This is a genomic window from Runella sp. R5_40, from assembly GCF_057652295.1.
In genome coordinates this window covers 148,676-173,759 of the sequence record NZ_JBYFCH010000010.1, presented here as the reverse complement: position 1 = coordinate 173,759, position 25,084 = coordinate 148,676, and the positions used below count along the sequence as shown (strand labels likewise).

Annotated in this window: 19 protein-coding genes; 4 read left to right on the top strand and 15 right to left on the bottom strand. The window is 38.5% G+C overall.

What is annotated here, in order from left to right:
• Positions 1-4: 4 nt before the first annotated feature.
• Genes AC23N5_RS18460 through AC23N5_RS18410 form a run of 11 tightly spaced genes read right to left on the bottom strand, consistent with a single transcriptional unit; the run spans position 5 to position 14,084 of the window.
• On the bottom strand, positions 5-1,408 hold the full coding sequence (locus AC23N5_RS18460) for a glycosyltransferase (RefSeq protein WP_487756719.1): 1,404 nt from the start codon (positions 1,406-1,408) through the stop codon (positions 5-7).
• Positions 1,384-2,898 (bottom strand): hypothetical protein, encoded by a 1,515-nt coding sequence (locus tag AC23N5_RS18455; RefSeq protein WP_487756718.1) that lies wholly within the window; start codon positions 2,896-2,898, stop codon positions 1,384-1,386. The genes AC23N5_RS18460 and AC23N5_RS18455 overlap by 25 nt, the downstream gene beginning before the upstream one ends.
• 40 nt (positions 2,899-2,938) lie before the next feature.
• Positions 2,939-4,093 carry a glycosyltransferase family 4 protein gene (locus AC23N5_RS18450; protein WP_487756717.1) on the bottom strand — a complete coding sequence of 385 codons (1,155 nt, stop codon included), beginning with the start codon at positions 4,091-4,093 and terminating at the stop codon, positions 2,939-2,941.
• 19 nt (positions 4,094-4,112) lie between these two features.
• Positions 4,113-5,054, bottom strand: coding sequence for an NAD-dependent epimerase/dehydratase family protein (locus AC23N5_RS18445; protein ID WP_487756716.1), 942 nt, complete (start codon positions 5,052-5,054; stop codon positions 4,113-4,115).
• Positions 5,055-5,111: 57 nt separating this feature from the next.
• Positions 5,112-6,194, bottom strand: a complete 1,083-nt coding sequence (locus tag AC23N5_RS18440; protein WP_487756715.1) for a glycosyltransferase — start codon at positions 6,192-6,194, stop codon at positions 5,112-5,114.
• Positions 6,191-7,471 carry a hypothetical protein gene (locus AC23N5_RS18435; RefSeq protein ID WP_487756714.1) on the bottom strand — a complete coding sequence of 427 codons (1,281 nt, stop codon included), beginning with the start codon at positions 7,469-7,471 and terminating at the stop codon, positions 6,191-6,193. The genes AC23N5_RS18440 and AC23N5_RS18435 overlap by 4 nt, the downstream gene beginning before the upstream one ends.
• Before the next feature lie 22 nt (positions 7,472-7,493).
• The gene (locus AC23N5_RS18430; RefSeq protein WP_487756713.1) at positions 7,494-8,294 is read right to left on the bottom strand and encodes a glycosyltransferase family 2 protein; all 801 of its coding nucleotides are present in this window, start codon (positions 8,292-8,294) and stop codon (positions 7,494-7,496) included.
• Positions 8,295-8,330: 36 nt separating this feature from the next.
• Positions 8,331-9,077, bottom strand: coding sequence for an FkbM family methyltransferase (locus AC23N5_RS18425; RefSeq protein WP_487756712.1), 747 nt, complete (start codon positions 9,075-9,077; stop codon positions 8,331-8,333).
• A gap of 20 nt (positions 9,078-9,097) precedes the next feature.
• On the bottom strand, positions 9,098-10,591 hold the full coding sequence (locus AC23N5_RS18420) for an oligosaccharide flippase family protein (protein ID WP_487756711.1): 1,494 nt from the start codon (positions 10,589-10,591) through the stop codon (positions 9,098-9,100).
• A 12-nt stretch (positions 10,592-10,603) separates the two neighbouring features.
• A complete protein-coding gene (locus AC23N5_RS18415) occupies positions 10,604-11,674 on the bottom strand; it encodes a GNVR domain-containing protein (protein ID WP_487756710.1) in 1,071 nt (356 codons plus the stop codon).
• 34 nt (positions 11,675-11,708) lie between these two features.
• Positions 11,709-14,084 carry an SLBB domain-containing protein gene (locus AC23N5_RS18410; RefSeq protein ID WP_487756709.1) on the bottom strand — a complete coding sequence of 792 codons (2,376 nt, stop codon included), beginning with the start codon at positions 14,082-14,084 and terminating at the stop codon, positions 11,709-11,711.
• Between the two features lie 281 nt (positions 14,085-14,365).
• Here AC23N5_RS18410 and AC23N5_RS18405 point away from each other — a divergent pair, with 281 nt between their 5' ends.
• Positions 14,366-15,463: a glycosyltransferase family 4 protein gene (locus AC23N5_RS18405; RefSeq protein ID WP_487756708.1), complete on the top strand. Its 1,098-nt coding sequence runs from the start codon at positions 14,366-14,368 to the stop codon at positions 15,461-15,463.
• A 90-nt stretch (positions 15,464-15,553) separates the two neighbouring features.
• Here the strand turns inward: AC23N5_RS18405 and AC23N5_RS18400 are convergent, their stop codons facing one another.
• The gene (locus AC23N5_RS18400; RefSeq protein ID WP_487756707.1) at positions 15,554-17,077 is read right to left on the bottom strand and encodes an autotransporter outer membrane beta-barrel domain-containing protein; all 1,524 of its coding nucleotides are present in this window, start codon (positions 17,075-17,077) and stop codon (positions 15,554-15,556) included.
• A gap of 266 nt (positions 17,078-17,343) precedes the next feature.
• On the opposite strand from AC23N5_RS18400, the gene AC23N5_RS18395 reads away from it, so the two are divergent.
• Together AC23N5_RS18395 and AC23N5_RS18390 are read left to right on the top strand one after the other, a co-directional pair.
• Positions 17,344-18,432, top strand: a complete 1,089-nt coding sequence (locus tag AC23N5_RS18395) for a T9SS type A sorting domain-containing protein (protein WP_487756706.1) — start codon at positions 17,344-17,346, stop codon at positions 18,430-18,432.
• A 127-nt stretch (positions 18,433-18,559) separates the two neighbouring features.
• On the top strand, positions 18,560-19,645 hold the full coding sequence (locus AC23N5_RS18390) for a complex I subunit 1/NuoH family protein (protein ID WP_487756705.1): 1,086 nt from the start codon (positions 18,560-18,562) through the stop codon (positions 19,643-19,645).
• Between the two features lie 48 nt (positions 19,646-19,693).
• Here AC23N5_RS18390 and glpK read toward each other — a convergent pair whose 3' ends face one another.
• Both glpK and AC23N5_RS18380 read right to left on the bottom strand, forming a co-directional pair.
• Positions 19,694-21,193, bottom strand: a complete 1,500-nt coding sequence (gene glpK / locus AC23N5_RS18385; RefSeq protein ID WP_487756704.1) for a glycerol kinase GlpK — start codon at positions 21,191-21,193, stop codon at positions 19,694-19,696.
• Between the two features lie 13 nt (positions 21,194-21,206).
• Entirely contained in the window at positions 21,207-22,541 is a 1,335-nt protein-coding gene (locus AC23N5_RS18380) for a glycosyltransferase family 39 protein (protein ID WP_487756703.1), read from the bottom strand.
• A 188-nt stretch (positions 22,542-22,729) separates the two neighbouring features.
• Here AC23N5_RS18380 and AC23N5_RS18375 point away from each other — a divergent pair, with 188 nt between their 5' ends.
• Positions 22,730-24,199, top strand: coding sequence for a type III PLP-dependent enzyme domain-containing protein (locus AC23N5_RS18375; protein WP_487756702.1), 1,470 nt, complete (start codon positions 22,730-22,732; stop codon positions 24,197-24,199).
• A gap of 207 nt (positions 24,200-24,406) precedes the next feature.
• Here AC23N5_RS18375 and AC23N5_RS18370 read toward each other — a convergent pair whose 3' ends face one another.
• Complete coding sequence (locus tag AC23N5_RS18370; protein WP_183971646.1) at positions 24,407-24,928, bottom strand: D-glycero-alpha-D-manno-heptose-1,7-bisphosphate 7-phosphatase; 522 nt, start codon at positions 24,926-24,928, stop codon at positions 24,407-24,409.
• Positions 24,929-25,084 lie beyond the last annotated feature (156 nt).

The following is a 25,084-nucleotide window of genomic DNA, read 5'->3' as shown; positions in this document are numbered from 1 at the left end:
GTTGTTACAAAAATTTGATTTTATTGAGGGCAAAAAAGGTCATTTTGAGCAAAAGCCACCCGTGTTTGAAGCGAGAAATGTTGGTTTCGCCGTACGTTCGGGCACGATAACGGATGGGGACTTCAATAAATTTGAGGTTGAGTTTTGCCGCCCCGAAAATGAGGTCAAAGTCGCCAAATGGATCAAAATCACCAAAATAAGAACGGTTGGCCGCCAGTTTGAGGTAGTTTTCTCGCGTCATCACTTTCGTGCCACAGAGCGTATCTTTCAAACGTTGACCTAATAACCAAGAAAAAGCAATGCTAAAAAACTTGTTGCCCAGTAGGTTGAGGGTTCGCATGGCTTCTTTTTCCATCGGATACACGAGCCGCGTTCCGTTGATATATTCTCCTTTGCCTGTAGCAATGGCTTCAAAAAATTTGGGCAAATCTTCGGGGGGAACCGTCATGTCGGCATCCAAAATCATCAGAACGTCGCCCGTAGCTATGCTGTATCCTTTGCGAACGGCATCTCCTTTCCCTTTACCTTCTTGTTGAATCCATTTTAAAGGTACTTGCCCCTGGTATTTTTGGCAAATACGTTGAATTTCACCCCAAGTATCGTCGGTCGAATTGCCTTCTACGAAGATTATTTCGGTTTCTTTCCCCATCTTGGGGGTACGTTGTACGAGCGCTTCGATGTTACCCTTTTCATTTCGGGCAGGAATCACCACGCTTACAGTCAAGTCTTCAGCCGCTTTGAATGGTTTTTTGACACTTCGAGCGACCAAAAATGTGACCAATCCAAAGAAGTTAAACAAGGGTAAATTGCCAACGTATTTGTTTAAAAACCACGATACCAAAGGAATATACCGAGGGAAAATAATTTTTTTTGTTTGCCGAACAACGTCAAAATTTGCCAACGTCAACAAATTGGCTATGTCGCTAATATCAAGCCAATTCTGGCGTTTTTGGGGCATTTTGAGGCCAATAATTTCGGCAAAACGCAACAACGGCAACCAAAAAAAATTGGTATAACTAATGATAACTCGGGTTTGGGGAGAACATGCTTTTTGGACTTCCTGAAAGACTTTTTGAACGTCGCCAAAGTACCCAATGGTGTCGCTAATAATCACATAGTCAAAGGTTTCGGTCAGTTCGAGTGCTTCGGCATCCATGTGAAAATAATCGTGCTGGCCACGGTGTTGGCGGGCGTATTCAATCATATCTTTCGAGGAGTCAATACCAACGCCACGGCTTGGTTGTAGCTTTTCGAGCAAATACCCCGTGCCGCAGCCTATTTCTAAAATAGAGGCATTGGAAGGAATGACAAATCGAAGATATTGAATGAGGCAGGTATAATAGTAACGATTTTGTCGTATCCACTTCTCGCGTTCTTCGCCACTCATTTGTAGTGTTGATTGTACCATACAGCGTCTGCTAAAATCAAAAATTGAGGGTGCGGTACGGTCGTATAACCCTCTTTTTTGGGAAAAATGTATTTTTTGTTCGTTTTAAGGTCTTTTTTCTCGTAAATATACAAATATGGCCGCGTCAAAATGCGCAAATCATAACTCCATTCGTTGGCATATACATTCTGAAAAATCCCTACATACTCAGCGGGGCATACGATTTCGCAGCCTTTGGGGAGTTTTTGGGCCAATTCATACAGCACCTTTGCGGGGCTTTGGGCATAGGGTTTTGTACCGAGTCGATTGTTGTGAATAAACAAGAAATTCTTTTTGATACTAAACATTTGACCGTGAATTGACGAGGCGTTACTGACGGCCATTGGGGTGATAAAAAACTGAAAAAGCCCCGCCCAAAGCAGCCATTCGCGCTGATTGGAATGGGGTTGGAGCTTGGCTTCGACCAGCCGAATGGTCATAAAAACGTAACAACTCATCATAAATGCCCACCAGCTTCCGACGCGTGCAGGGTAGCGAATACTCATGTTGGGTTCGGGGAAATACAACATGCCTTCCACAAAAAAAACGGTGAGTAACACAAAGCAAAACCCTAAAAAAACGCCGATGATGACTTTCGGTTGGGGAATAACCCGCCACCAAGGAATGAAAAGTAAACAAGCCGCAGCCAACGTTACACTTGAAAAAAAAGCAACTAAACTAATGTAAACGACCGTCATGGAGATAGATGCTTTTTTCTGAATGAGCAAAACAGCTTGTCCCAATCGACTAGGGTGGGGGCCATTGAGGTACGACAACCACCACATTCCTGCAACAAAAACAACGATTGAAATTCCAACGATGAGGTAGTTATTTCGGTTGAAAAAATAACGAGGCCATTTTTGGGTCGGATGTTGAAGGAGGTTTGATAACACCGAAGCAAACAGCGTCACTCCACAAAGCAAAACCACCGCAGTTTCTTTGATAGAAAGTGTCAATACCCCCCAAAAAGCGACTTCTATCCATTTGCGTCGGGCTAAACTGAGCGAAAAAAGGCCCAACAGGGGCAAAAAATATTGCTCAGGATGCCAACCATAATTGTCCAAATATACGTGATAGGCAAGTGGCCCTACGCCAAAAAGAATAACGATAAACCAGTCATTAAGCCAGTTTCTTGTGCGGATACTACGGTAGAATTTGAGAAAAAAAGTGGCTAAAAGCCCCAAATAGATAAGAAATAAGCCGTAAAGCCCCGTAAACTTGGTGACAAAGCCCGTCAACAGTATAAAATAATAATTGTGGTGAAGCCAGTGAGAACCGTAATAGGTATCAAACAATATGGGTCGTCCTTCCAACCAACCACGGCTCAATTGGAGGGCAATCAGTCCATCAACGAAATTTTCATTTAGGTACTGAAATTGATACACCTTTAAATAAAACCAGCCCAAAAGTATCGCAAACGGAAAGCCAACAATGAGGTAGTTGAGAAGTTTACGAAAATTGGATAACGGCATTGAAACAAGAGCTTAGGCGATAAAAAAGCGAATCTAAGAGTTAATCTTGAAAGATTTTTACAAAAGTATTCGCAAATGTTGAAATACGTTGCTCAAAATCATCAAAAGTAGGTTTTGGTGCAATGGTATTATCCAAAAATCCTTCCATTAATCTGATTAATTCATCAACATCATCGGGAGAAAAATAAAAGCCACGTTCTTGCATTTGTTCTTGGTGAACATCAATGTCCGACAAAATTAACTGAACTTGGAGGGTTTTTGCATCTTCCACAACGGTACTCCAACCCTCAAATTTACTTGGCTGGACTACCGCAATAGATTGGCTCATTAAGTAAAGCTGATGCGTTCGAGGGATAACTCCAAGAAAACGAACGTAGTCTGACAGCCCTTTTTCGGTGACAAAATCTTTGAGTCCTTGTACAAAATTGGTGACTTTATAATCTTCTTCTTTGCCCGTAAAAACAACGATAAAATCATTTCGACGTTGCTTGAGCTGCTCAAGGGCTTTCAGTACTACCCAATGATTTTTATGGATGTAGAATTGATTAGAAACAATAAAATAGCGTTTGGGAACTTGGTAAAGCTCCGTAATTTCGTCAAATGACAAATTCTGCGGACGCTCAACTTGCGAAACAAAACGCAAAATATGAACGGGTAAGCTGGCGGGAACGGCGTAAAATCGTTTGAGGTGATTGTAAGCGTCTTGGCTTGATAATACCAGCGCATGTGTGCGTTGTAACAAACGTTTTACGCGGAGTTCGCGAAAAAAAATATTGATTTTAGAGAAATACTCGGGGTAAAATCGGTGCTGAAAGTCAGGAAACCATGAAACTACTTTACTCGAAAGGGCGGGTTTTCCCAGTGGAAAATCCATGAGCGGATAGATACCTTTGAGTTGATATTTTTCGATAATATCTCCAATGAAAAAATTCTTACGCGAAAGCCACGATTTTACGTAATTGAGGTAATTGTTAGCGGGAGCTTTATGATAAACGTAGGTAACGTAAGGGTAGGAGATAAGGGCTAGCGAACTTTCGACTTTATGATCGTAAAAGACAAAAATATGAGGGCGACGCGCGTCGGGAAGGCTGTTCAATGAATTGATGATGTTGATAAGGTAATAATGACCTCCAATCCAGTCGGTAGCAAAGTAGGTAAATAATATTCCGATGCGTGTTCGATTCGCTAACTCCATTCTATCTTTATTTTGACGACTAGGTTTGGAAGTCGTACATTTTTGCCAAAATATCTTTCAGCGCATCTTCGATGGTGAAAAATAGTTGGGTATTAAACTCCGTCAATACTTTTTGATTGTTGCCAATTTGGCTAATTCGGTCGTATTTTCTAATTTTCTCAGGGTCAATCTCAATTGAAATGGGTTTGTTCATCAACACCCCAATTTTCTGAACAATTTCCTCAACTGAATATTCGACCGAAGTACAAACGTTATACACTTTCAGCCCTTTTCTGGGAGCAGAGGTGGCCATCAGCATGAGCAAATTGGCCGTATCTTCTACGTGAATATAATCCCGACGGCTTTTTATATTTCCAAGCTTGACAATCGCATGACTTTCTTCGGGGTCAATTTGCCGTAAAATATCGGGAATCAAATGGGCATTAGGGTCATTGGCTCCGATGGTATTAAACAAACGGGCAATACACACATCGGCCTCAGTACGCTGCTGATAAAAGCGAATCTGTTTTTCATTTGTAAATTTCGACAAAGAGTAATTATCAAACGGATCAACGGGCGTTTCATCCTCATTCAAGATTGGGAAGTCGGGTGAATACACCGCACCTGTGGAGGCAAAGACCAATTTTGAAACCTGGTGTTTTTCTATGCTAAGCAGGAGGTTTTCAGTACCGATGACATTGACCTCAAGCGCATAATTACGTTCAATTTCACAAGTGGGGACGTGGTGAATGGCCGCCAGATGCACAACACAGTAGGGTTTGTAAGCCCCAATAATTTCATCTAATGCCGTGGCATCTCGGACGTCGAGGTTATAATTGGTAACATTTGGTAACTGGACAAATGGAAGATTACTGGTCAAATTATCAATCACAACGACTTGAAAGCCATTTTCAGACAGCATTCTTACCAACCGACTCCCGATAAACCCTGCCCCTCCAGTAACCAGTATTGTGTGCTTCATTAGAAGATATTAAAGTATCGCATGTACTAACCTACGTTCAACAGGGTTGGCCAAAAGCTAAGAATTGGTGGATAACCGCTTTAAATTTTGAATAATGTCCTGAGTGTAGGTCAACTGATTTGCAAATTTAGCAGTTGAATTGGATAAAATCGCCTTTTGGAGTGTTTGATTGTTGAGGACGTTTACACTATTTTCAATAAATTCCTGCCAATCATCAGGTTGTTCACTTTTTAGAATGACCGAATTTACCATGTTTTCGCCATAGTTCGCGATTTCGCCAACGTTTCTCAGAAAGCATAAGAGCCCAATTTCCATTGCTTGCACAGTAGAAATCGACATGCCTTCATAATCACTCATAAGTACAAATGCGTCGTATTGAGAGAGTAGATTTGGAGTTTCTTCAAATGGGCATATTCCTTTATACTTAATGAGATTGTTGAGATTTAATGCGTTAATATATTTACTTAAAGACTCCCAAGTCTGATTATCAGGGCCAAATATGTCTAGTGATATGTTTAATCCTCTTTGTTTTAATTCATTGATAAATTTTACTGATAAATCTAATCGTTTCTCCTGGGATACTCTTCCCAGAAATATGAATTTAAATTCTTTTTTTTCCTTTTGTGATTTTATTTTTGGAGTATAATGCTGTAATAAAAAACTTATTTTTTTTGTTGTTTTTTTTGAAGATAAATATGGGGAAATAAATTTTAACGTTGATTGAGAGTCTGCCCAAATCTCACTGGCAAACTTTAGGCCAATCAATATTCCTAAACGATCAAGTAAATGAGCAAACTTGGCACTATGTAGTATAACAATAGAATGTGACGGATTTAGCAGGAGATTTAGTACTCCATGGAATAAATGAGCTTTCCAAAGTGAGGATAGTATTATTGGGTATTTAGAGTTTTTTTTTATCATTACTAAACATTTGCATAAATTAGTTATAGAGTTTATCTGGAATGTTTTTTTTAAAATTTCCGAATTTAGTTTAGATAAAATATCTGGTTTAATACTCCCAATACAGATTAGAGTAAAGTCAAAGTCAATATTCAAATCATTTAATGAAGATAAAATGGCAGTTTCTACTCCTCCAATCTCTAGATTATGAATTATATGAATAACTTTTATTTTTTTCATGTGTTTTTATTGGTTTGATACTCAGCTAAAGTACCAATGTACGTTATGAAAGCACATATAAACCAGTACCAAGGGTACCAGTAATTACTAATAAAAAAGTAGTGCAAAATTCCTAATATAAATGAGTAGAACAAAAAGAAATTTAGAGGAAATATTATGTTTCGGATATTTAAAAATACTACCCATAGAAAAGAAATGAAAATTAAAAAGCCAATAATACCAGACTCAAAAATGAAGGTTTGGTACAGAACTAAGAAGCTGTCTGAGTCGGCTTCCATACCCGCACGCAGGTAGCCAGAAGGGCCATAGCCAATTAATTTATTAACAATCGGGGCTTTAGTAAAATATACCTGAAATAAATAAGATCTTAAAGAACGATCATCCATCGAGCTACTATTGTTAGCTTTTTGGTCAATGTCAAGCGCAAGCTGTGTGAGAATAGGAAAATAATTATCCAAAATAATGGCAAAACAAAGTAATAATATTCCTGCAAAAATAATTTGAGGTAAGTAAGTTAATAGGTGTTTTCTGAAATACCCAAACGAGATAAATAAACCTATAGGTAACGCAAAAAAAGCTGCAGTACTAAACGTAATTATTATGGTTATAACAAAAATTAAAACGATAACAACTTTAAGACTTTTTGAAAATGTACACTGATGAGAGAAGTACAAATAATACGCAGCAATTGGTAGAAATAAATCAACCATAAATGCAAAATGTCCAGGCTCTTCTGATAGTCCACGGGCACGAATAGATTTAAAAATATCTCCTAGAGCTAGTGCATTCATCTTCTCAACAGAAGGATGTGGTATTATTCGGTCAAAATCAATCTGAAATACATTTTTTGCAACAAATTCAACAATAGCAAATAGGCACGAAAATAACAAAATCCAAGTAATAAGCGTAGCTATTTTGTTTGGATTTAATTTGTCACTATTTAAATTTAATAAAAATAATGAACTTATATAAAAATTTATAAATGTAGCAATGTAAGCAAAAAGGTGATTTATTGATTTGCCAAAAATAAAGCTACTAGGAGGGGAAAGTATATCGTTAATGAAAAAACTTAAAGATATAAATAGTAAAAAAAAAGTAATTAATAAGACGGGCTTTCTATTTGGAATGCTTATTTTGTTTCCTGATATAAAGAAAATTAGTAAAAAAAAAGTGCAAAAACTGCTAATTATCAGCGGCCAAGACAAGCTGCTACTGATACAAAAAGCACTTGTAAAAGGCATTGATATTAGATAAATATTAAGGAGTAGCTTTTTCAAGACTTTGTTGTTATGCGGGCTTTTACTTTGTTTTAAATTTAAAAATCTTGGCCAAAGGGAATCGCCGATTGAGGATTAAATAATAGAGCCAGCTGGTATATTTTATTAAAATTAAAAATGAAGCTTGGCGTTCTTTTATATATTTTTGAATAATTTGAAGCCTTTCTTCATCCATTTTTTTAGCTAATCTATTCGTAATTGACCCTTCATGATCTCGAAATACTGTGAAAGATTGTGGAATATTTTTTACCTTGTAAGCTTTTGTAACTCTTAAAAAATAATCATAATCAGAAGCGTAACGATAATTCAAATCAAAATAGCCAATAGTATCAATTACTTCTTTGAGTAAAAAAGTAGAGGGTTGAGGCATGAAGGTACAGTGACCTGATGCCAATAGTGTGGAAAAATTGGTAGTAAATAACTTGATTTTACGAAAATTATTATTTTCTTTTTTTATAATGTTTCCATAGTAAGCCCCATATGCTGAACCATTTGCTGAATAGTATGCAGCGACCAGACTGACTACTTTTGGAGATACGAAATAGTCGTCTGAATTAAGAGACATCCAAAGGTGTCCTGTTACTTTGGTTAAACCTTTGTTGATGGCATCGTACATATTTTTGTCAGGTTCACTTTGCCAAACACTCAAATGGGATTCATATTTTTTTATAATATCAATTGTTTCGTCATTACTTCCGCCGTCAATGATTATATATTCAATATGAGGGTAGTCCTGCCCGATAACCGAAAGAATTGTTTCTTCAATTGTAGCAGCACTATTGTAACAAACAGTAATTATACTAATGAGTGGTAGGGTCGACATTTATTTATTTTAAAAATACGTACGGATGTACTTCTATTATAAACGTACAAAAAAACCTTCCATTTCGTACATTTGACCAGTATTATAATTGCGAAAACCGCTCATAATTGAGTAAAGGACAAAACCTGATGAACGAAGTTTGGCAATAATTTCTTCAAGATATGGACTTTGTTCGTAAGAAGGGGTCACGGCAAGTTCAATTTGTACAACTTTAGCACGTTTTAAGGTTTCATTTGCCCCTTGTAGTACTTCACGTTCAAATCCTTGAACATCAATTTTTAACCAAAGGTCGTCTTGCCATTTTTGAGTAGCGAGCAAATTGTCTAGTGTATTAATAGTTACCATCTCTGTATTTACAACAGCAGTGCCAGCTTCAACTTCTACAGTATGGCTATAGACTTTTCGCAGAGAGCTACTCACAGAATTTTTGGATATATTTATTGGCAATGTACCTTTGGAGTCACCAACAGCACTTTGAATTACGGTCCAATTTGGATTATTTTGGCTATTTTTCAATAGAATATTGTAAGATGAAGAAACAGGTTCGAACGAGATAATTTTACCGCTATAGTTGTTTTTTTTGAACAGTTTCCTAGCAAACTGTCCTTTATTAGCACCTACATCTATAATAGTTTTAACATTGTATTTACTTAATAAGTAATCAACAAGCGCTATTTCTGAATTAGACGGATTGTAATATTGAAGGTGCAAACCAAAAATACGGAAAACTGACTGTGTAAAATCAATAAGTGTACTGCGAAAGTTATTTGAAAAATTGCTCATAGAGTCGAAAATCTAATAAATTATTTAAATCGTAGGTTAGCGAACCGTAATCGTATTTCAAGAATAAAGGGAGTATTTTTGATTATCCAAGCAAGCCATCCAAGGTAGATGATACAATAACAAACCAAAATTATAATCCAATGCGAGTAGTTTCTTGATAGAACGTAATTAGCAATAGAAGCTCCTGCTATTAAAATAATTAATGAAATAAAATAGCTTAAATCACCATCAAAACGAAGAATTTGAAAATTAAGCTGATTTTTTTTATGAAATAGGTATATAAGAATTACAGAGCTAATTGTTAAGCTTAAAGACCAGGCGCTGACTACACCATAACCTTTAAGAAAATACCCACCTACAATTCCAAAAATTACATTTAGAGAAGCTGTCGCGATATGCTGAATAATATTATGACGGAGTTGGCCAACTCCCATATTGCTAATATAAGCAGGTACACTGAGTGTATTAAGATACCAGCCAATAACAAGTGTATATATACTTAGAACAAAAAAAGTTTCAATTTTCCCAATCCAAATCAATGAAATGAATGGTGCAAAAAAGTAAAAAAGGAAAAGAAGCGGAGTACTAGCGATTGCTAGCAAGCGGAACATCAGAGTATATAGGCGCTGAAAGTTGTTGGCTGAATTGATAGATGTTTCAACTATTTTAGGAACCATTACTTGGTTAGCGGTTACTATTATACTTCGGATTTGTGTCACAAGTCGATTAGCCATTTCATAAAAACCTACAGCATCTAGAGAGCTATATTTGGCCAAAAAAAACTTTGTAATAGGATCATATAATAGTGTAGTAATAGATGCAATTTGAGATTTAATAGAGTATTTAAAGAATTCAATGAATAATTTTTTATCAAAATGACTACTTAATATAAAAGGTGTTTTAAGATAATAAATTATTAATAAAATACTGCCTACTAAAATGAAAAGCGTATATATGAGATGGGCAATAGCAATACCCCATAAGCCTTTATGTAAAAAGAAATAAGCTGCAATAAATAAACAGAAACTAGCCGAAATGTTTAAAATAGAACGTAAATAGTTTGCTTGAAAACCATCTAGTGTAAATAAGAATACATTAGCAATGTTTAATAACCAAAAAGCCCCTAAAGCAGTGGGGAAAATTTCCAAAGCTGTTGCTGCTTCAGAAGGTGAGGAAATTAAGAAATGAAAAAGCCAAGTAGCATTAAAATATAATATAATACAGATTGCGAAATTTAACAGAGCAGTTATCCCAATTGACATTGTGATGATAGAACGTGCTTTTTGCATATCTGTTTGTACGTGTGCTTCTGCGATGAATTTCACGATTCCGACAGGAACTCCGCTGTTTGCCATAGCAGCAAAGTAGGTAGTTGTCCAAATAATAGACCAAATACCGAGTTGTTTAGCGCCTAACTCTCGAACCCATATCCCATAAAGAAAAAAATAGGTAAGTCCTGAGAAGACAACTTGCCCGACTGTAGAAAGTGCATTAATGAAAAGCCGGTTGTGCATGTAAAATCTAATTTAGCTCCAAATTTTTAAAGTGTTATTTTTTAATATACTTATGGCAGTTCCTATGATTATACCAATTAATCCAAAGCCTAAAACAATCAGAGACCGTTTCGGCTCACTCCTTGTTAAGGGGATTGTCGCAGGTTCAAGTGTTTTAAAAACGGGGGTTTCTTCTTCCACACGAATTTTTGCTTGTTCGTACTGCTGAGATAAGTTATTGTATAGATTTTGGGCTAACATATAGTCTGCTTGCAAACGTTGTTCTTCTATCTTTGCTGTTTGAAGCGCTAAAAAACGATTTTGATCTCTAAACTGTGCAAGTTTTGCCTCGGCATTTTGGTAACGTTTTTTTGCATCCGTAACTTGTTGCCCTAAAAATTGAACTTGATTTCGTGCTTTGTCTGTTCGGTAACTCGTAACATAGTCTTTTAAGTAGTCAACAGCTTTTTGGGCTGCTGTGGCTGCTACAACTGGGTCAGGCATTTTGGCATTGATAGCAATAACTCCTGTTTTTCGGTCAAAGGCAACATTTACACGTTTTTGTAAATCAGTTACTATTTCCTGTTGTGCTTTTGTTAATTCAAATGCTTTGCTTGATTTTTTAGGGTCTAATAACTCTTGTTGAGTTTTCGATGAATTACTAAATAGGTCTGAAGCCCATGTTTTATTTTTGAGAATCAAATAACTTTCAATAGTCATTGTTTTTTTAAACTCTGAAACATACACAGTTTCTTTAAGTAGATACAATGAAAAAGGAAGGCTTTGCAAAATATTCGGATACAAATCTGGTCGAACTGCATCTGTCGAACTCATTTGATTTAAGTCTATCCCAGCTAATCCAGCTAATGCACTTAGGCCGCCCATTTTTCCTAAAGCACTTGTTGATTGAAGCTCAGGCATTAATTGAGTCTTTGATTCAAATTCCTTTTGAGCTAAAAGTGCATACACTACTCCGACAATTGCTAGAGAAATACCCCATATAGCAATTGATTTTTGATTTTTTTTAAAAAAAGATATTATATCCGTGATACTGATTTCAACATCTGCGGATGATTTAATAGGTTGGCGATCGTCAGTGTTCATTTATAGAATCAGAAACGTTAGATAATTTGCTCATTTAATTACGAAGAATCGTAGCGAGAGCAATAATCAATGTACTCGTAAAAGACAAAATAACGGGAGCTGTAATATCCGAACGTTTGTCATCAATTGGTTTAAATGGTACGTATATCGTAGCACCAGGTTCTACTTTTGGATATACTTTAAAGAAAATGAACTTATGAGTTCTTTGTGTAAAACCGTTAGCATAAGTAATAAACGCCCGTCCACGCTGAGCTCGTTCATCATACCCTCCAGCTTGTGAAAGATAATCTCTGAAGTCATATCCTTTTGTAAAGTTAATGGAAGAAGGGTTAAGAACTGCCCCTCCAATACTTACGATTTCAGAGCGTTTTGGAACAATGAGTGTATCTCCGTCTTCTAGCGTAATATTTCCTTCTACTGAAGGATTATTCATAATTTGAGCAATATCAATCCCGATTCGAGCACCTTTCCGTTGAAACAAGGCGCCAGGTAAGTAACCTGTAACTTTGATTCCTCCTGTACGCTCAAGAAGATTGGAAATTTTTTCATCGGTATTGACAATGGCATACGTACCTGGGTAATTAACTTCTCCCATCACGTGTACACTTCGTTGCTCCTCATAGTTAGGAGCTTTTCGGATATACACAATATCGAAAGGCTGTAGTTTGAATTTGGAGTCTTCTGGCGATAAATTGAGCTTGGGGTCAATATTTAACCGTATGATTTCAACCTTATATTCTCGGTCAGAGTTTAACTCTTTTACCCGTCGTGCGATTTCAATACGAGAACCAATGGCTCCCTCTGTAAGGCCGCCTCCAATAAGCACCAAATCTGCAACTGTCATTCCTTCTGCATAAGGAGCATCTCCTTCACTATTGGTTTCTCCTAAAAGAGTCACAAAAGCTTCTTCACGTAGCTCTTTGATAGTTTTGATGACAATACTATCTTGGCGTTGTAACTCAATATCAGGAATTTCTCCTTTTAATATCTTGTTAATGTCAACAGAAACAACCTGTGGTTCACCGTTTTCTTTTTCACGAAAAATAACAGCTCGGTTTCTAAAAGCATTTTCTTTGAGCCCATCCGCTTTTTTTAGGAGTTGTCCAAATGTTTTGGTTTCTGGAGTAAGAGCATAGTCGCCAGGGCGAAATACCGCTCCTTGTATTTGAACGCGATTTTGATAACGATCAAGAAGGATTTTTCCCACTTCAATCCTGTCGCCATTTTGAAGTTTAAAATTCTTTAATTCTCCTTGAGGGATATTTAATACTTCGATTTCACGATCTGTCGGCCTACGACCTGTCACGTAGGCTCTGTAAGCCATACTTGTAAAGCCACCAGAAAATTGAAGTAATTGCTCAAGAGATTCGTTTTCTTTAATTTCGTAGATGGCGGGGCGTTTAATTTCTCCATCCAATTCAATTCGATTGGTAAAAAACGGGACTTGAATAATGTCTTGGTCTTGCAGTAAAATATTGTCAGCCTGTTCGCCTGTTAACAAGAATTGATAAAGATCAATCGTTCGGACTACTTTGTTGTTTCTTAAAACTCGGATATTTCGATAAGTCCCCATGCTATCTGGTCCGCCACATAGATACAAGGCATTGAATGCGGTCGCCAAAGAAGAAACGGTATATGAGCCAGGCTTTACAACTTCACCGATAATACTCACTCGAATGCTTCGAATATTGCCCAAGTTTACAACGGCATACGTGCCTCCCCCCGAATTTAAACCCGAATAAGCTTGACGTAGGCGAGAGACAAGACGTTCCTTCGCCTCTTCAATAGTCAGTCCACTAACATATACGGGTGCGAGATTTAAAACTTTTACTGTACCTTCTGGACTAACTTTTAAACGATAACTGTCAGAGGCATTGCCAAAAATATCTATAACAAGTTCGTCATCAGGGCCAAGTTGATAGTTCTTGGGTGTGGCGATACGTAAGTTGGGTTCAAATGTAAGGTCAGTGCTTTGAAAAAGCTTACTACCAAAAATTTCAAGCTTTTTGGGCTTAACTTGTTTCAACGTATCTTCATCTTCCTTTTTCTTTTTAAGGATTTCTCGTTTGCTAAGGTCGCCCAATTGTTTACGTCCGTTGAGTTTAGAAGTGGTATCAGAAAGGTCTTTTTTATCTGCCGTAGTTTTTTTAGTTTGCGCTTCCGAAATGCGTTGTCGCATTCGAGCGATATCTGAAAGGGTATAACCCCGTTCAAGGGCAGCTTGCTCAATTTGCATTTCGGAAAGGCCACTGGCTTGAGCTCTACGATAAAATTCTAAGACTTGGTCATCGGAGAGTTGGTTAACACTGGTCGAAGTCGATTTTTGACTTTGGGCAAAAAGATTAAACCCTATGAAGAATAGAAAAAAAGAGAGTATCCAAATTCTCTCAGTTACTTTCGATAGTTGCATACAACTCGTATTTTGATCATCTACTTTGGAAGTAGAATAGGAAAACTTCCAAGGTTCAAAATTAGGGAAGACTAATTGCATTGCCAAACTTCTAAGTAAGATTTTGGATTTTGCTAAGTTGAGTAAATGTTAAATTTAGTAACTTTTTGAGAAATTACAACCAATGAAGGAGTAGTGATTTGAATAAGTGTTACATAATTAAGTGAAAAACACCAAGAAAGATTAGGGTGCAAGCCTTAAATCATTTTTCTTTGATTGATTTTTGAAGGTAAGTAAAAAACATGAAAATAATACAAGTAATCACGCTCGGTCACGAACTCTATGGAGCGCAAAGACACGTTTTAGATCTTTGTGAAAGTTTGAAGAAAGAAGGGCATGATGTGATTTTGTTGACTGGAAATACTGGAAAAATGGATAGTTATGCACGTGCTATCGGAATTAAAACAATTCAGCTAACACATCTTAAACGTTCGATAAATCCATACCATGATTTTTTAGGGATTATTGAATTAGCAAAGATTTTTATAAAATTAAAACCTGATGTTATAGCATCTCATTCTAGCAAAGCGGGAATCTTGGTTCGCTTAGTTGCATGGTGGCTTAGAATACCTAACACATTCACAGTACATGGCTGGTCTTTTGCCGAAGGTAGTGGTTTTTTAAATCGAAAAATTTATCAATTCATTGAAAAAATAATTGGAAAAATTTCTTGTAAAGTTATTGTAATTGCAGATGCAGACCGCCAATTTGCTCTCAAAATGGGTGTTATTGATGCCAATAAGATGAAGCTGATTTATCACGGAATTAAAGTCCCAAATGATGTCAGCGAAGTAAATCGGGAGCAAAATGCACTCTTTACGATGGTTATGTCAGCTAGATTTCAATCACAAAAAGACCATGAAACGCTGATTTATGCTCTTGTTCCGTTGAAGCATTTGCCTTGGCAGCTTTTTTTGTTGGGTGACGGTGTGCTGCTCGACGAAATTAAGCAGAAAGTAGAGGAATTGGGACTAGGAGATAAAATATATTTTGAGGGTGCAGTTGATAATGTCACTGAATATCTCCAGAAAGCCCATTTGTTCCTACTAATTACAAATTGGGAAGGGCTTCCGCTGTCGATACTAGAAGCAATGGCGCATAGTTTACCTATTATTGCAACTGATGTAGCTGGTATTAAAGAAGAGGTTTGGCATGGCAAAAATGGGTTTTTGGTTTCTAGAAAAGATAGACAGGAAGTAACAGAAGCAATAAGAACACTTTACTTTGACCGAGGTTTGAGAACTGAGATGGGAAAAAAATCGAAAGAAATATTTAATTTACGATTCAGAATGGATTTAATGACGGAGAAAACAATTGAATTGTATAGAGAAATACTCTAGCCATATAGATTTTTGGGGAGAGAAAAGAGGCTACTACCAAAAAGGGCGACTTCATTACTGAGTCGCCCTTTTTGGTAGTAGTTAAACGTGTTATTTTTTGATTTGTTGTTTCAATAGATTGTTTTCAGCTTTTAATGCTTTAACTTCTTTATTGAGTTCAATCATATAAAGTGTCAACTCTTCAATTTTTTCCATCAATTTTGCCGAGGTCTTAGAAACGTCTAGTCCGTTACTCGCCATTTCATCAGCAGATGGAACGTTTGGTAAGTGGTTATTTGCCTTGATAAATGTTTCTACTTCTTCCAAAGGGGCAAGTTTATAATCAGGAGCAAAAACATAGTCAGCCCAATCAGATGAATTACGAAGAGCTACTTTGAGTTTTTCTGTTAGAATTCCATCTTGTACATACAAGCGATATGCACCAGCAGTGAAACTACTCGGTAAGCCAAGACCCCCAGCGCCCGCACCTGCAGGTGCTGTATCAAAGTCACCAATTGCCAAATAACCAGTAGTTGTAGGAGTTGGCGAACCAGGAGCTGCTTTTACGTTAAATTTAACCCATGGTGCTGTTGAGTGAAAGCTACCTTTGACAAGTGGGTTAGCAGTTTCATTGTTCGAGATATAAAGCATATTACTGCCAGTCTCAAACTCACCCGATCTAAAACCAATGAACACATTACGATTTCCAGCTATGTTTCCAGCCCCAGCACGTCCCCCGATGGCAATATTTTCACTACCACCTTGGTTTGCCACTAAAGCCTGACTACCAAGTGCAACATTTCGATTTCCATCTATATTTGCCTTTAACGCTTCAAAACCGAGGGCAGCGTTAGCATCCCCTACAGTGTTACTTTTAAGTGCGAAAGTACCATATGCCATATTAAAGCTACCAGAGGTATTGCTATACATAGATTCTTGACCCATAGTAGTGTTAGAGCCTCCTGTATCGTTTGTATAGAGAGTTGACGCCCCAATTGCAGTATTCCCACCACCTTTATTGTTAAAAAGTGACGCAAAGCCAATTGCAGTATTATTGGAACCGCTGATATTATTATAAAGTGCTGCTCCACCGACTGCTACGTTATATGAACCAGTCGTTGTTGCCTGTAAAGCTTGATTTCCCTGTGCTAAGTTATTTACTCCATCACCACCAGAAGGAGTAAGTGCAACACCCGCACGATAACCAAATAATGTATTTCCAAAGTTGAAGTCGATTAAACCAGAACGCAGGTTATTTACTTTAAAAACCAACGAAACACCATTCGTACTACCAATGAAGTCTGTTCCGTCAATGACGTTTCCTTGTTTGTCCCATGTCCCTACTGAACTAGTCTCTCCCAGACGTGCGCTGGTAGGTAACCAAGCTGTACCATTGTATAAATAAGTACCAATCGCTTTGTCGGTTTGAAATACAATCAAACCAGCTACTGGATTTGAAATGGCATCACGTTGAGACTGAGTCATTCGAGGTAACAAAAGACCTTTTGTGGTTGAACTCAAGTCAAGGATAGCTGATGGGTCTGGACTTTTTGTACCAATACCAACATTTCCCGATTGCTGGGCCAAAGCTCCCAATGAGCCCATTGCCAATGCTAGAGTAAGCAGTCTTTTCATATAATGTTTGCAGTTAATTGGATAGATTTCTGTTTTTCGAGACGAAAGTTAGAACATTGTGAGCGAATTAAAAAGGTGTTTGCACAAAAATTATCTAACGGTACTTTTTGTGCCCTATATAATTGGTACTTTTTGATTAAAATTTTAAGATAATTTTCTTTCTGGAAATGACCGTTAGATAATTTTTGGCGAACTCTGTAGGTAACCTCAAAAATCTAACTTATTTTTGGCTAATTGATGTATCAGTTAAACGCTTGAAACCGATTATGAAAAGATTTTCTATAGCAGTTGCAGGATGCTTGGTGACGTTGGCGGCACAGGCACAGATGGTTTCGTCAACCGATGTTACAGTAACATCTGGGGTGATAATGACCGTCAACGAGGAATTAACCAATACGGGTACGTTTCAACTTGAGGGTGATTTACACCTTCGTAAAGGGGTAATGAACCAAGGGCAGATGGTTCTTAATGGCCAAGTCGTACTTAATGGAAACGGTACTCAGTCGCTTCAAAGTATGACCCCACTTCAAATGAACGCGCTTGTATTAGGCCAAACTGGCAAAGTTCTTTTGAAAAGTCCGCTGCAAGTTAACAACCAGTTGGTGCTTGGAGATGGTATTTTAGAGAATTCTGAGTCGGCATTATTGATGTTGGGCTCATCTGCGAAAGTGATTGGAGGCTCAAACAACTCCCATATAAAAGGATACATGGTGAAACAAGGAGCTGAGGCATTTCGTTTTCCTGTTGGTGATGGAAGCCGTCTGCAAGCTTTTTCAATTTCCAAACCAGCATCATACGAAGAAATTCAAGTAGGATATGTTCGTCAACGCCCAGAACGTTTATCTACTAAGCTCTCGGCAGAAGTAGAGGAGTTTGGAAGTGATAGTTACTGGTCAGTTAAAAATGCAACAGAAACCAGTGTGCAAATAACTGTACCCGCTGATGATAGCCGTTTTCAGTTGTTGCAGATGAAAAACAATCAGTGGGCTGTGAATCCTAGCACGCTTTCTACAAATGCAGTTTCTTCGGAAGCCGTTTTGAAAGGTACAAGCTATTTTACTGTAGGTTCTCAGCGGGCTGAATTGGCTGGCAAACCAGAAATTGGCGTTTTTCCAAACCCTAGCAATGGTGTGTTTGAAGTTAAATTAAAAGGTTTTGGTGCGGACGAGACAGTTGCCTTGGACATCGTTGATATTACTGGTAAAACCATTGTGAAACAAGAAGGACAAGTAAAAAGCCTGAAAACCAACTATTCATTGGATAAAGATGCGGCAGGTACTGGTAATTATTTCTTGCGCGTTGTAAGACCTGAAAAAAATCAAGTATTTAACGAGAAAGTTTCTATCAATCGCTAAGTACATACTTTTGTAAAATTTTGTTGAAAGGGCTTCATACTTATACCGTATGAAGCCCTTTTTTACGATAATCTCCCACTAGCGTGGTATTTTTCGTTAGTTTTGGGGCAAAATTTTGTGATTACCCATGCCCCTGACACTTCCCATTTTCTTAATCATGGCCCTTTCCTCGGTAGTAGTGGGGGTCTATTTAGAACGTAAAATATCAGCCTTTATCCAAGACCGCATGGGGCCTATGGAGGTAGGGAAATGGGGCTTGTTGCAGCTTATTGCTGACTTGATGAAACTCCTTCAAAAAGAAGATATTGTTCCTGCTGCTGCTGATCGTAAGCTGTTTTTGCTGGCCCCTTTAGTGATATTTACGGCTATTTTTGCAGGATATGCGGTGCTCCCTCTAACCCCTGACTTGCAAGGTTCGCGGACTGCGATAGGGCTCTTCTTTCTGATGACTATTATTTCGGTGGATGTGATTGGTATCTTAATGGCAGGGTGGGGGTCAAACAATAAATTTGCTCTCTTTGGGGCGATGCGTTCTGTAGCACAAATTGTCTCCTACGAAATTCCCCTTGGATTAGTTATATTGTGTGTAGTAATGACTGCACAAACGCTCGATTTACAGGCGATTAGCTACCAGCAAGGTGTATATTCTGATGAGCCAGTGTATTTGTTTGGGCTGAAATCGCTAGGAATTGATATTTCTCAAGTCGGCGGTATATTAAGTTGGAATATTTTTCGTAACCCGTTTCTATTTTTAGCGTATATCGTCTTTTTTATTACCACTTTGGCAGAATGTAATCGAGCACCTTTTGATATCCCAGAAGGAGAGTCTGAGTTAGTTGGTGGTTTTCATACGGAGTATTCGGGGATGCGCTGGGCGTTGCTGTTTTTGTCTGAATATGCCATGATGCTCTTGGTATCGCTTTTGGGGGCAATTTTGTTTTTAGGTAGTTGGAATACTCTTTTACCCAATATTGGACCAGTACGGCTGGCAGATTGGACAAGCGGAGCACCTGGAACTATTTGGGGGAATTTAACCGCGGGGTTTTGGTTGATACTAAAAGCTGGTTTTGCGATTTTACTGCAAATGTGGGTACGTTGGACGTTTCCCCGACTACGTGTCGATCAGCTTATGTTTTTGTGTTGGAAGGTATTAACACCCGTTGCGCTTGTGCTTTTCTTTATTTGTGGCGTATGGCGTTTAATGATGGTGTAGTGGTGTTGGCTGCTCACAACCAACACACACCTAGTTGACAACCAATGATTAGTCTTCCCAAGCGAAAGAACGTTCAACTGCTTTTTTCCAACCTTTGTATAGCTTAGACTTGCGGTCTTCGGTCATTTGAGGATTCCAAGTTTGGGCTACACCCCAGTTTTGACGTAAATCGTCGAAGTTTTTCCAGTATCCAACGGCTAAACCTGCCGCATAAGCAGCACCCAGCGCCGTTGTTTCGGTAACTGCTGGACAAACCACAGGAACATTGAGCATGTCGGCTTGGAATTGCATCAAGGTCTGATTGGCGACCATTCCTCCATCGACGCGAAGGGATTTTAGCTCAATGTTTGCATCTCTTTCCATGGCTTCCATCACATCTAACGTTTGGTAGGCAGTTGCTTCTAAGACAGCCCTTGCAATGTGATTTTTATTTACGTAGCGCGTCAAACCTGCAATAACACCGCGCGCGTCGGCTTTCCAATAAGGAGCATATAACCCAGAAAAAGCAGGTACAATATAAGCTCCTCCGTTGTCTTCAACGGCTTTGGCAAGCTCTTCTACATCGCTACTTTTTTGAATCATGCCAAGGTTGTCGCGTAGCCACTGAACAAGTGCACCTGCAATGGCCACACTGCCTTCAAGTGCATAACAAACAGGTTGATTACCAAATTGATATGCCACGGTGGTCAGTAGCCCTTGGGTTGAAACTTTTAATTCGGTGCCTGTATTTAAAAGCATGAAACAGCCCGTACCGTACGTATTTTTAGCCTGACCAGGCTCAAAACAGGTTTGGCCTACCAATGCAGCATGTTGATCTCCGAGGTCACCTGCAATGGGGACATTGGGCAAAACATCCAAAACTACATTTCCATAGACTTCACTGCTACTTTTAATGGCAGGTAACATTGAGTGAGGAATCTCAAAAATTGATAACAGTTCGTCATCCCATTGTAGTGTTTCGAGGTTCATCAACTGTGTTCGGCTGGCATTGGTAACGTCCGTCACGTGGGTGCCTCCGTTGGCTCCCCCCGTGAGGTGCCAAATGAGAAACGTGTCCATGTTTCCGAAAATGGCATCACCTCGCTCTGCATCCTCGCGAAGGCCAGCGACATTATCTAGCAACCAACGAAGTTTTAAACCGCTAAAATAAGTTGCTAACGGAAGTCCAGTTTTGGTACGAAAACGGTCTTGGCCACCATTCTGGGCAAATTGGCTCACCAGCTCACCAGTACGAGTATCTTGCCAAACAAGCGCATTGTAGTAGGGCTTTCCTGTTCGGCGATTCCAAACGGCGGTAGTTTCGCGTTGGTTGGTAATGCCCACCGCGGCGATGTCGCTGGCTTGAATCGAAGCACTTATGCGTGCTTGAGCAATAACTTCGAGCGTGTTTTTTCTGATTTCTTCTAGGTCGTGCTCTACCCAACCTGGTTGAGGATAAATCTGTTGATGTTCTTTTTGACCTACTGAAATGATATTTCCTTGTCGGTCAAAAATAATACAGCGGGTACTTGTAGTACCCTGGTCAATTGCGGCTACGTATTTTGACATTTGGTTAAAGGTTTTACCCTATAAACTTATACAAACTTTCGATACCGAAATAGCAACAGTATAAAAAAGCTAGGCAAATGATTCCCAAACTACTCAGTTTGAAGAGAAGCGTGGATCGAGCTTGTAAATACGACAGCCCGGTATAGAGCATGGCTAAGAGACTAAAAAATGATTGTAAAAATAACCGCCCATGAAAACAAGACCAGGCATCGTATTTGAATCCAGCAATCAGTACCAAAGCTACACTCATGAGTAATAAGGCCAACCAAGTCGTTTTTTCTAGCGCACTGATGGCTTCATTGCTGGATAGAGTTGAAAAAGATGTCAAAAATTGAATTGATTGAACGATTAAAAGCCACAAGCCAAGCAAAATAACTAGGGTAGGGATGAGCGCAACTAGGTAAATTAGACTCCCGATGTATTTAAAATTTGTTTTTACGCCCAAGTCGTAATCATTTTCAAGGTCGGCGTATTTGTACCAAAAAGTAGCATACATCACGATGGGATACACGTGTATTAAATCAAAATCACGGTTATAAATCGTAGGGCTTTTCATCAATTTTGGTAAATTGAACGCATAAAAACTTTTTGGCCCTTGGTACGTTTTTTGACTATTTAAGGGGAAAATATCCATATTGTGTACAACGGGACGGCCTTCATAGTACCAGTTTTCGGCAAATTTATACCCTCCAATGGCGAGGGTAAGTATCCCAAAGATAGTGAGACGAGAGATAATTTGTTTCCAATCTATCTTTAAAATATATAGAGTTAGTGCAATGACTCCAAACACTACAGGGACAAATGCTAAAAATGTGCCTTTGGCTAAAAGCCCCAAACCAAGGGCAAACGCTAACCAATATTCTTTTTTCCTTGAAGGTGCTTGAAAGTATTTTGAAAGTAGCCAAAAGCACCATGTCCCAAGCAAAAACGAAAGGCTGTCGTTTGTGACATATAACGAAAAGGTAATGTAAGAATGAAGGAATATCGCCAACAGAAAACTTATGTTCAGAATCAGGGTATTTTTAAAATAATGTTTCCCTAATAAATACAACAAATAAAGATTAAGAGAGGAGATTAAGACAGAGAGTAATTGCGTTATTTTTTGGTTTGTTAGGCTATCAAATGCAAAGAAAGGTTGGGCCAATAGGTAATAGAGAGGAGGGTGCATAGCACAAAAAACTTCTCTGGTGATTGGAAGTCGATGATGGGTTGCAATGAAATTGATAATCTCTCCGTGGGCATCAGCACCATAGGGAGAAAGCGTAAAATACAAAACGATTCGTAGTCCTATCCCAAACCAAAGTAAAAATTTGAGGGTTTGGGCACGTTTAAAAAATGAAATTAGCATCTGAAATTTGGTAAAATAATCATTAAGCGCCTACTTAGTTAGCTTCTTTGGGTCTGTTGGGGTGCAAAAGTAAGGAATCGTCGCAGGTATTTTGCACTTTTTTCTTGCAAAACCCGTTATTTTGGTAGAATTTCGCAGGCTTTTTGCACATGTTTCACCAAACACCCTTTTTATGCTTCTAAGGCAAGATGAAAAGCACTTACACAAACTTAATTGAGCAGACGTTTGAATTTCCTACGCTGGAGTTTAACGTCCAAAACGATGAGCTATCGTTTAATAATGTTCCCCTCATGGATATTATTCGCCAGTATGGTACTCCTTTAAAACTTACCTATCTGCCCAAAATTGGCGAACACATTGGTAACGCCAAACAATTTTTTAAAAACGCTTTCAAACGTTTTAACTACAAAGGGTCATATACGTATTGTTATTGTACCAAGTCCTCCCATTTTAGTTTTGTGCTTGAAGAAGCCCTCCAGCATAACATTCATCTCGAAACTTCCTCGGCATTTGACATTCCGATTGTGCGCAATTTGTACAATACAGGAAAGATTGCCAAAAGTACGTACATTATATGTAATGGGTACAAATTGCCAAATTATCAAAAGGCTATTACTGAGTTAATTAACGAAGGTTTTAACGTTATGCCTGTACTGGATAATTTGCGTGAAATTGACTATTACTCAAAAAATGTAACGGCAGAGTCGGTGAATTTTGGGATTCGGATTGCGACAGATGAGGAGCCAAATTTTGCTTTTTACACCTCTCGTTTGGGCGTTCGGTATGCTGATATCAATGAGTTGTACAAGGAGAAAATTCAGCATAATCCTAAGTTTAAACTGAAAATGTTACACTTCTTCATTAATACGGGTATGAAAGATACTGCCTATTATTGGAGCGAGTTGACACGCTTTATGTTTAAATACTGCGAATTGAAGAAAATCTGTCCTGATCTTGATTCAATTGACATTGGTGGTGGTTTGCCAATCCAAACTTCATTGCAATTTAACTACGATTATCAGCAAATGATTGACGAAATCGTGGAAAATATTCAGTGGATTTGTAATAAAAACAATGTACCTGTTCCGCACTTGTTTACTGAGTTTGGGAGCTATACAGTGGGAGAAAGCGGAGCCGTTATTTACCAGATTATTGACCAAAAACTCCAAAATGACAAGGAGATGTGGTACATGATTGACGGATCGTTTATCACACATTTGCCCGATTCGTGGGGAATGAACCAAAAATATATTATGTTGGCGGTAAATAATTGGGATAATCCCTACCAAAAAGTAAATATTGGAGGTCTCACCTGCGATTCTCAGGATTTTTACAACACTGAAGCACATAGCGCTGACTTGTATTTGCCCGTGTTTGACCTTGAAAAAGAAGAACAATTCGTAGGATTCTTTCATACAGGAGCTTACCAAGAATCATTGGGTGGATATGGTGGTATTCAGCACTGCTTGATTCCTGCCCCTAAGCATGTGTTGGTTGATCGTGATGAACAAGGAAATATCGTTACGCGTCTGTTTGCGGATCAGCAAGGAAGTGATAGCATGATGTCAACCTTGGGATATGCACGCAATGAAGAATCAATACCCCTCAACCCTGCTGAGATGGACATGGAAGCAGTGGAAGAGATGGCGCATAGTTGACAATAAATTCGGCACGATTTTCGTAATAAGCTACATAAAACACCAAGAGCAACTTATTTCGAAGTTGCTCTTGGCTAAAGATTTACAAAATACCATGAAAAAACTACTTTCCTTCGCACTAATAATGCTCGTTTTGGGCGCTGCCAGCTGCAATCGTAAAGGATATTGTCCTGCGTACGACAGTTCGGTAAAGGTTCAGAAAAAAGCCTAAGACACCGAATGTAATACCAATTGAGTGGCGGCTAAGAAATTAGTGGCAAATTGGTCTCCTGCTGATTCTTGAGGATTCGTACCTAAATGAATGGTGCGAACTCCTGCGCGCTTGCCCGCTTGCATGTCGCGGGGGCGGTCGCCAACCATCCACGAATGGTTGGGGTCAATATCATATTTAGCCATTGCTTTTTCAAGCATCAACGACCCAGGCTTTCGCATCAGCGAATGACTGTCAAAGTCGGGATGATGTGAGCAATAGTATAAGTCATCTAGTAAATGCCCACACTGTTGTTGAAAGTGGTTGTGGCATTGCCATACCGCTTCTTTTGTATATAGCCCTTTGGCTATACCAGCTTGGTTGGTAATGACAATCAACAGATAGCCAGCTTGTTTCATCTGTTGTAGGCCCTCGATTACCCCATCAGGAATAACCATTTCTTCTGGACGATATAAATAACCGTCTAAATCTTGGTTGAGCACTCCGTCTCTATCCAAAAAAATGCACTTCTGTTTCATAAATCTTACGGTGTATCAATGCTTGAAAATAATACTATTAGATGATTTATTTGTAAAATACGTAGTTATTTTTTTGTAAAAATTTATTAAACGGTTATTGATAATTTTATAAAAGTTGTTTTTTGTTTTGTTTTATAGAATAAAAATCCCTATTTT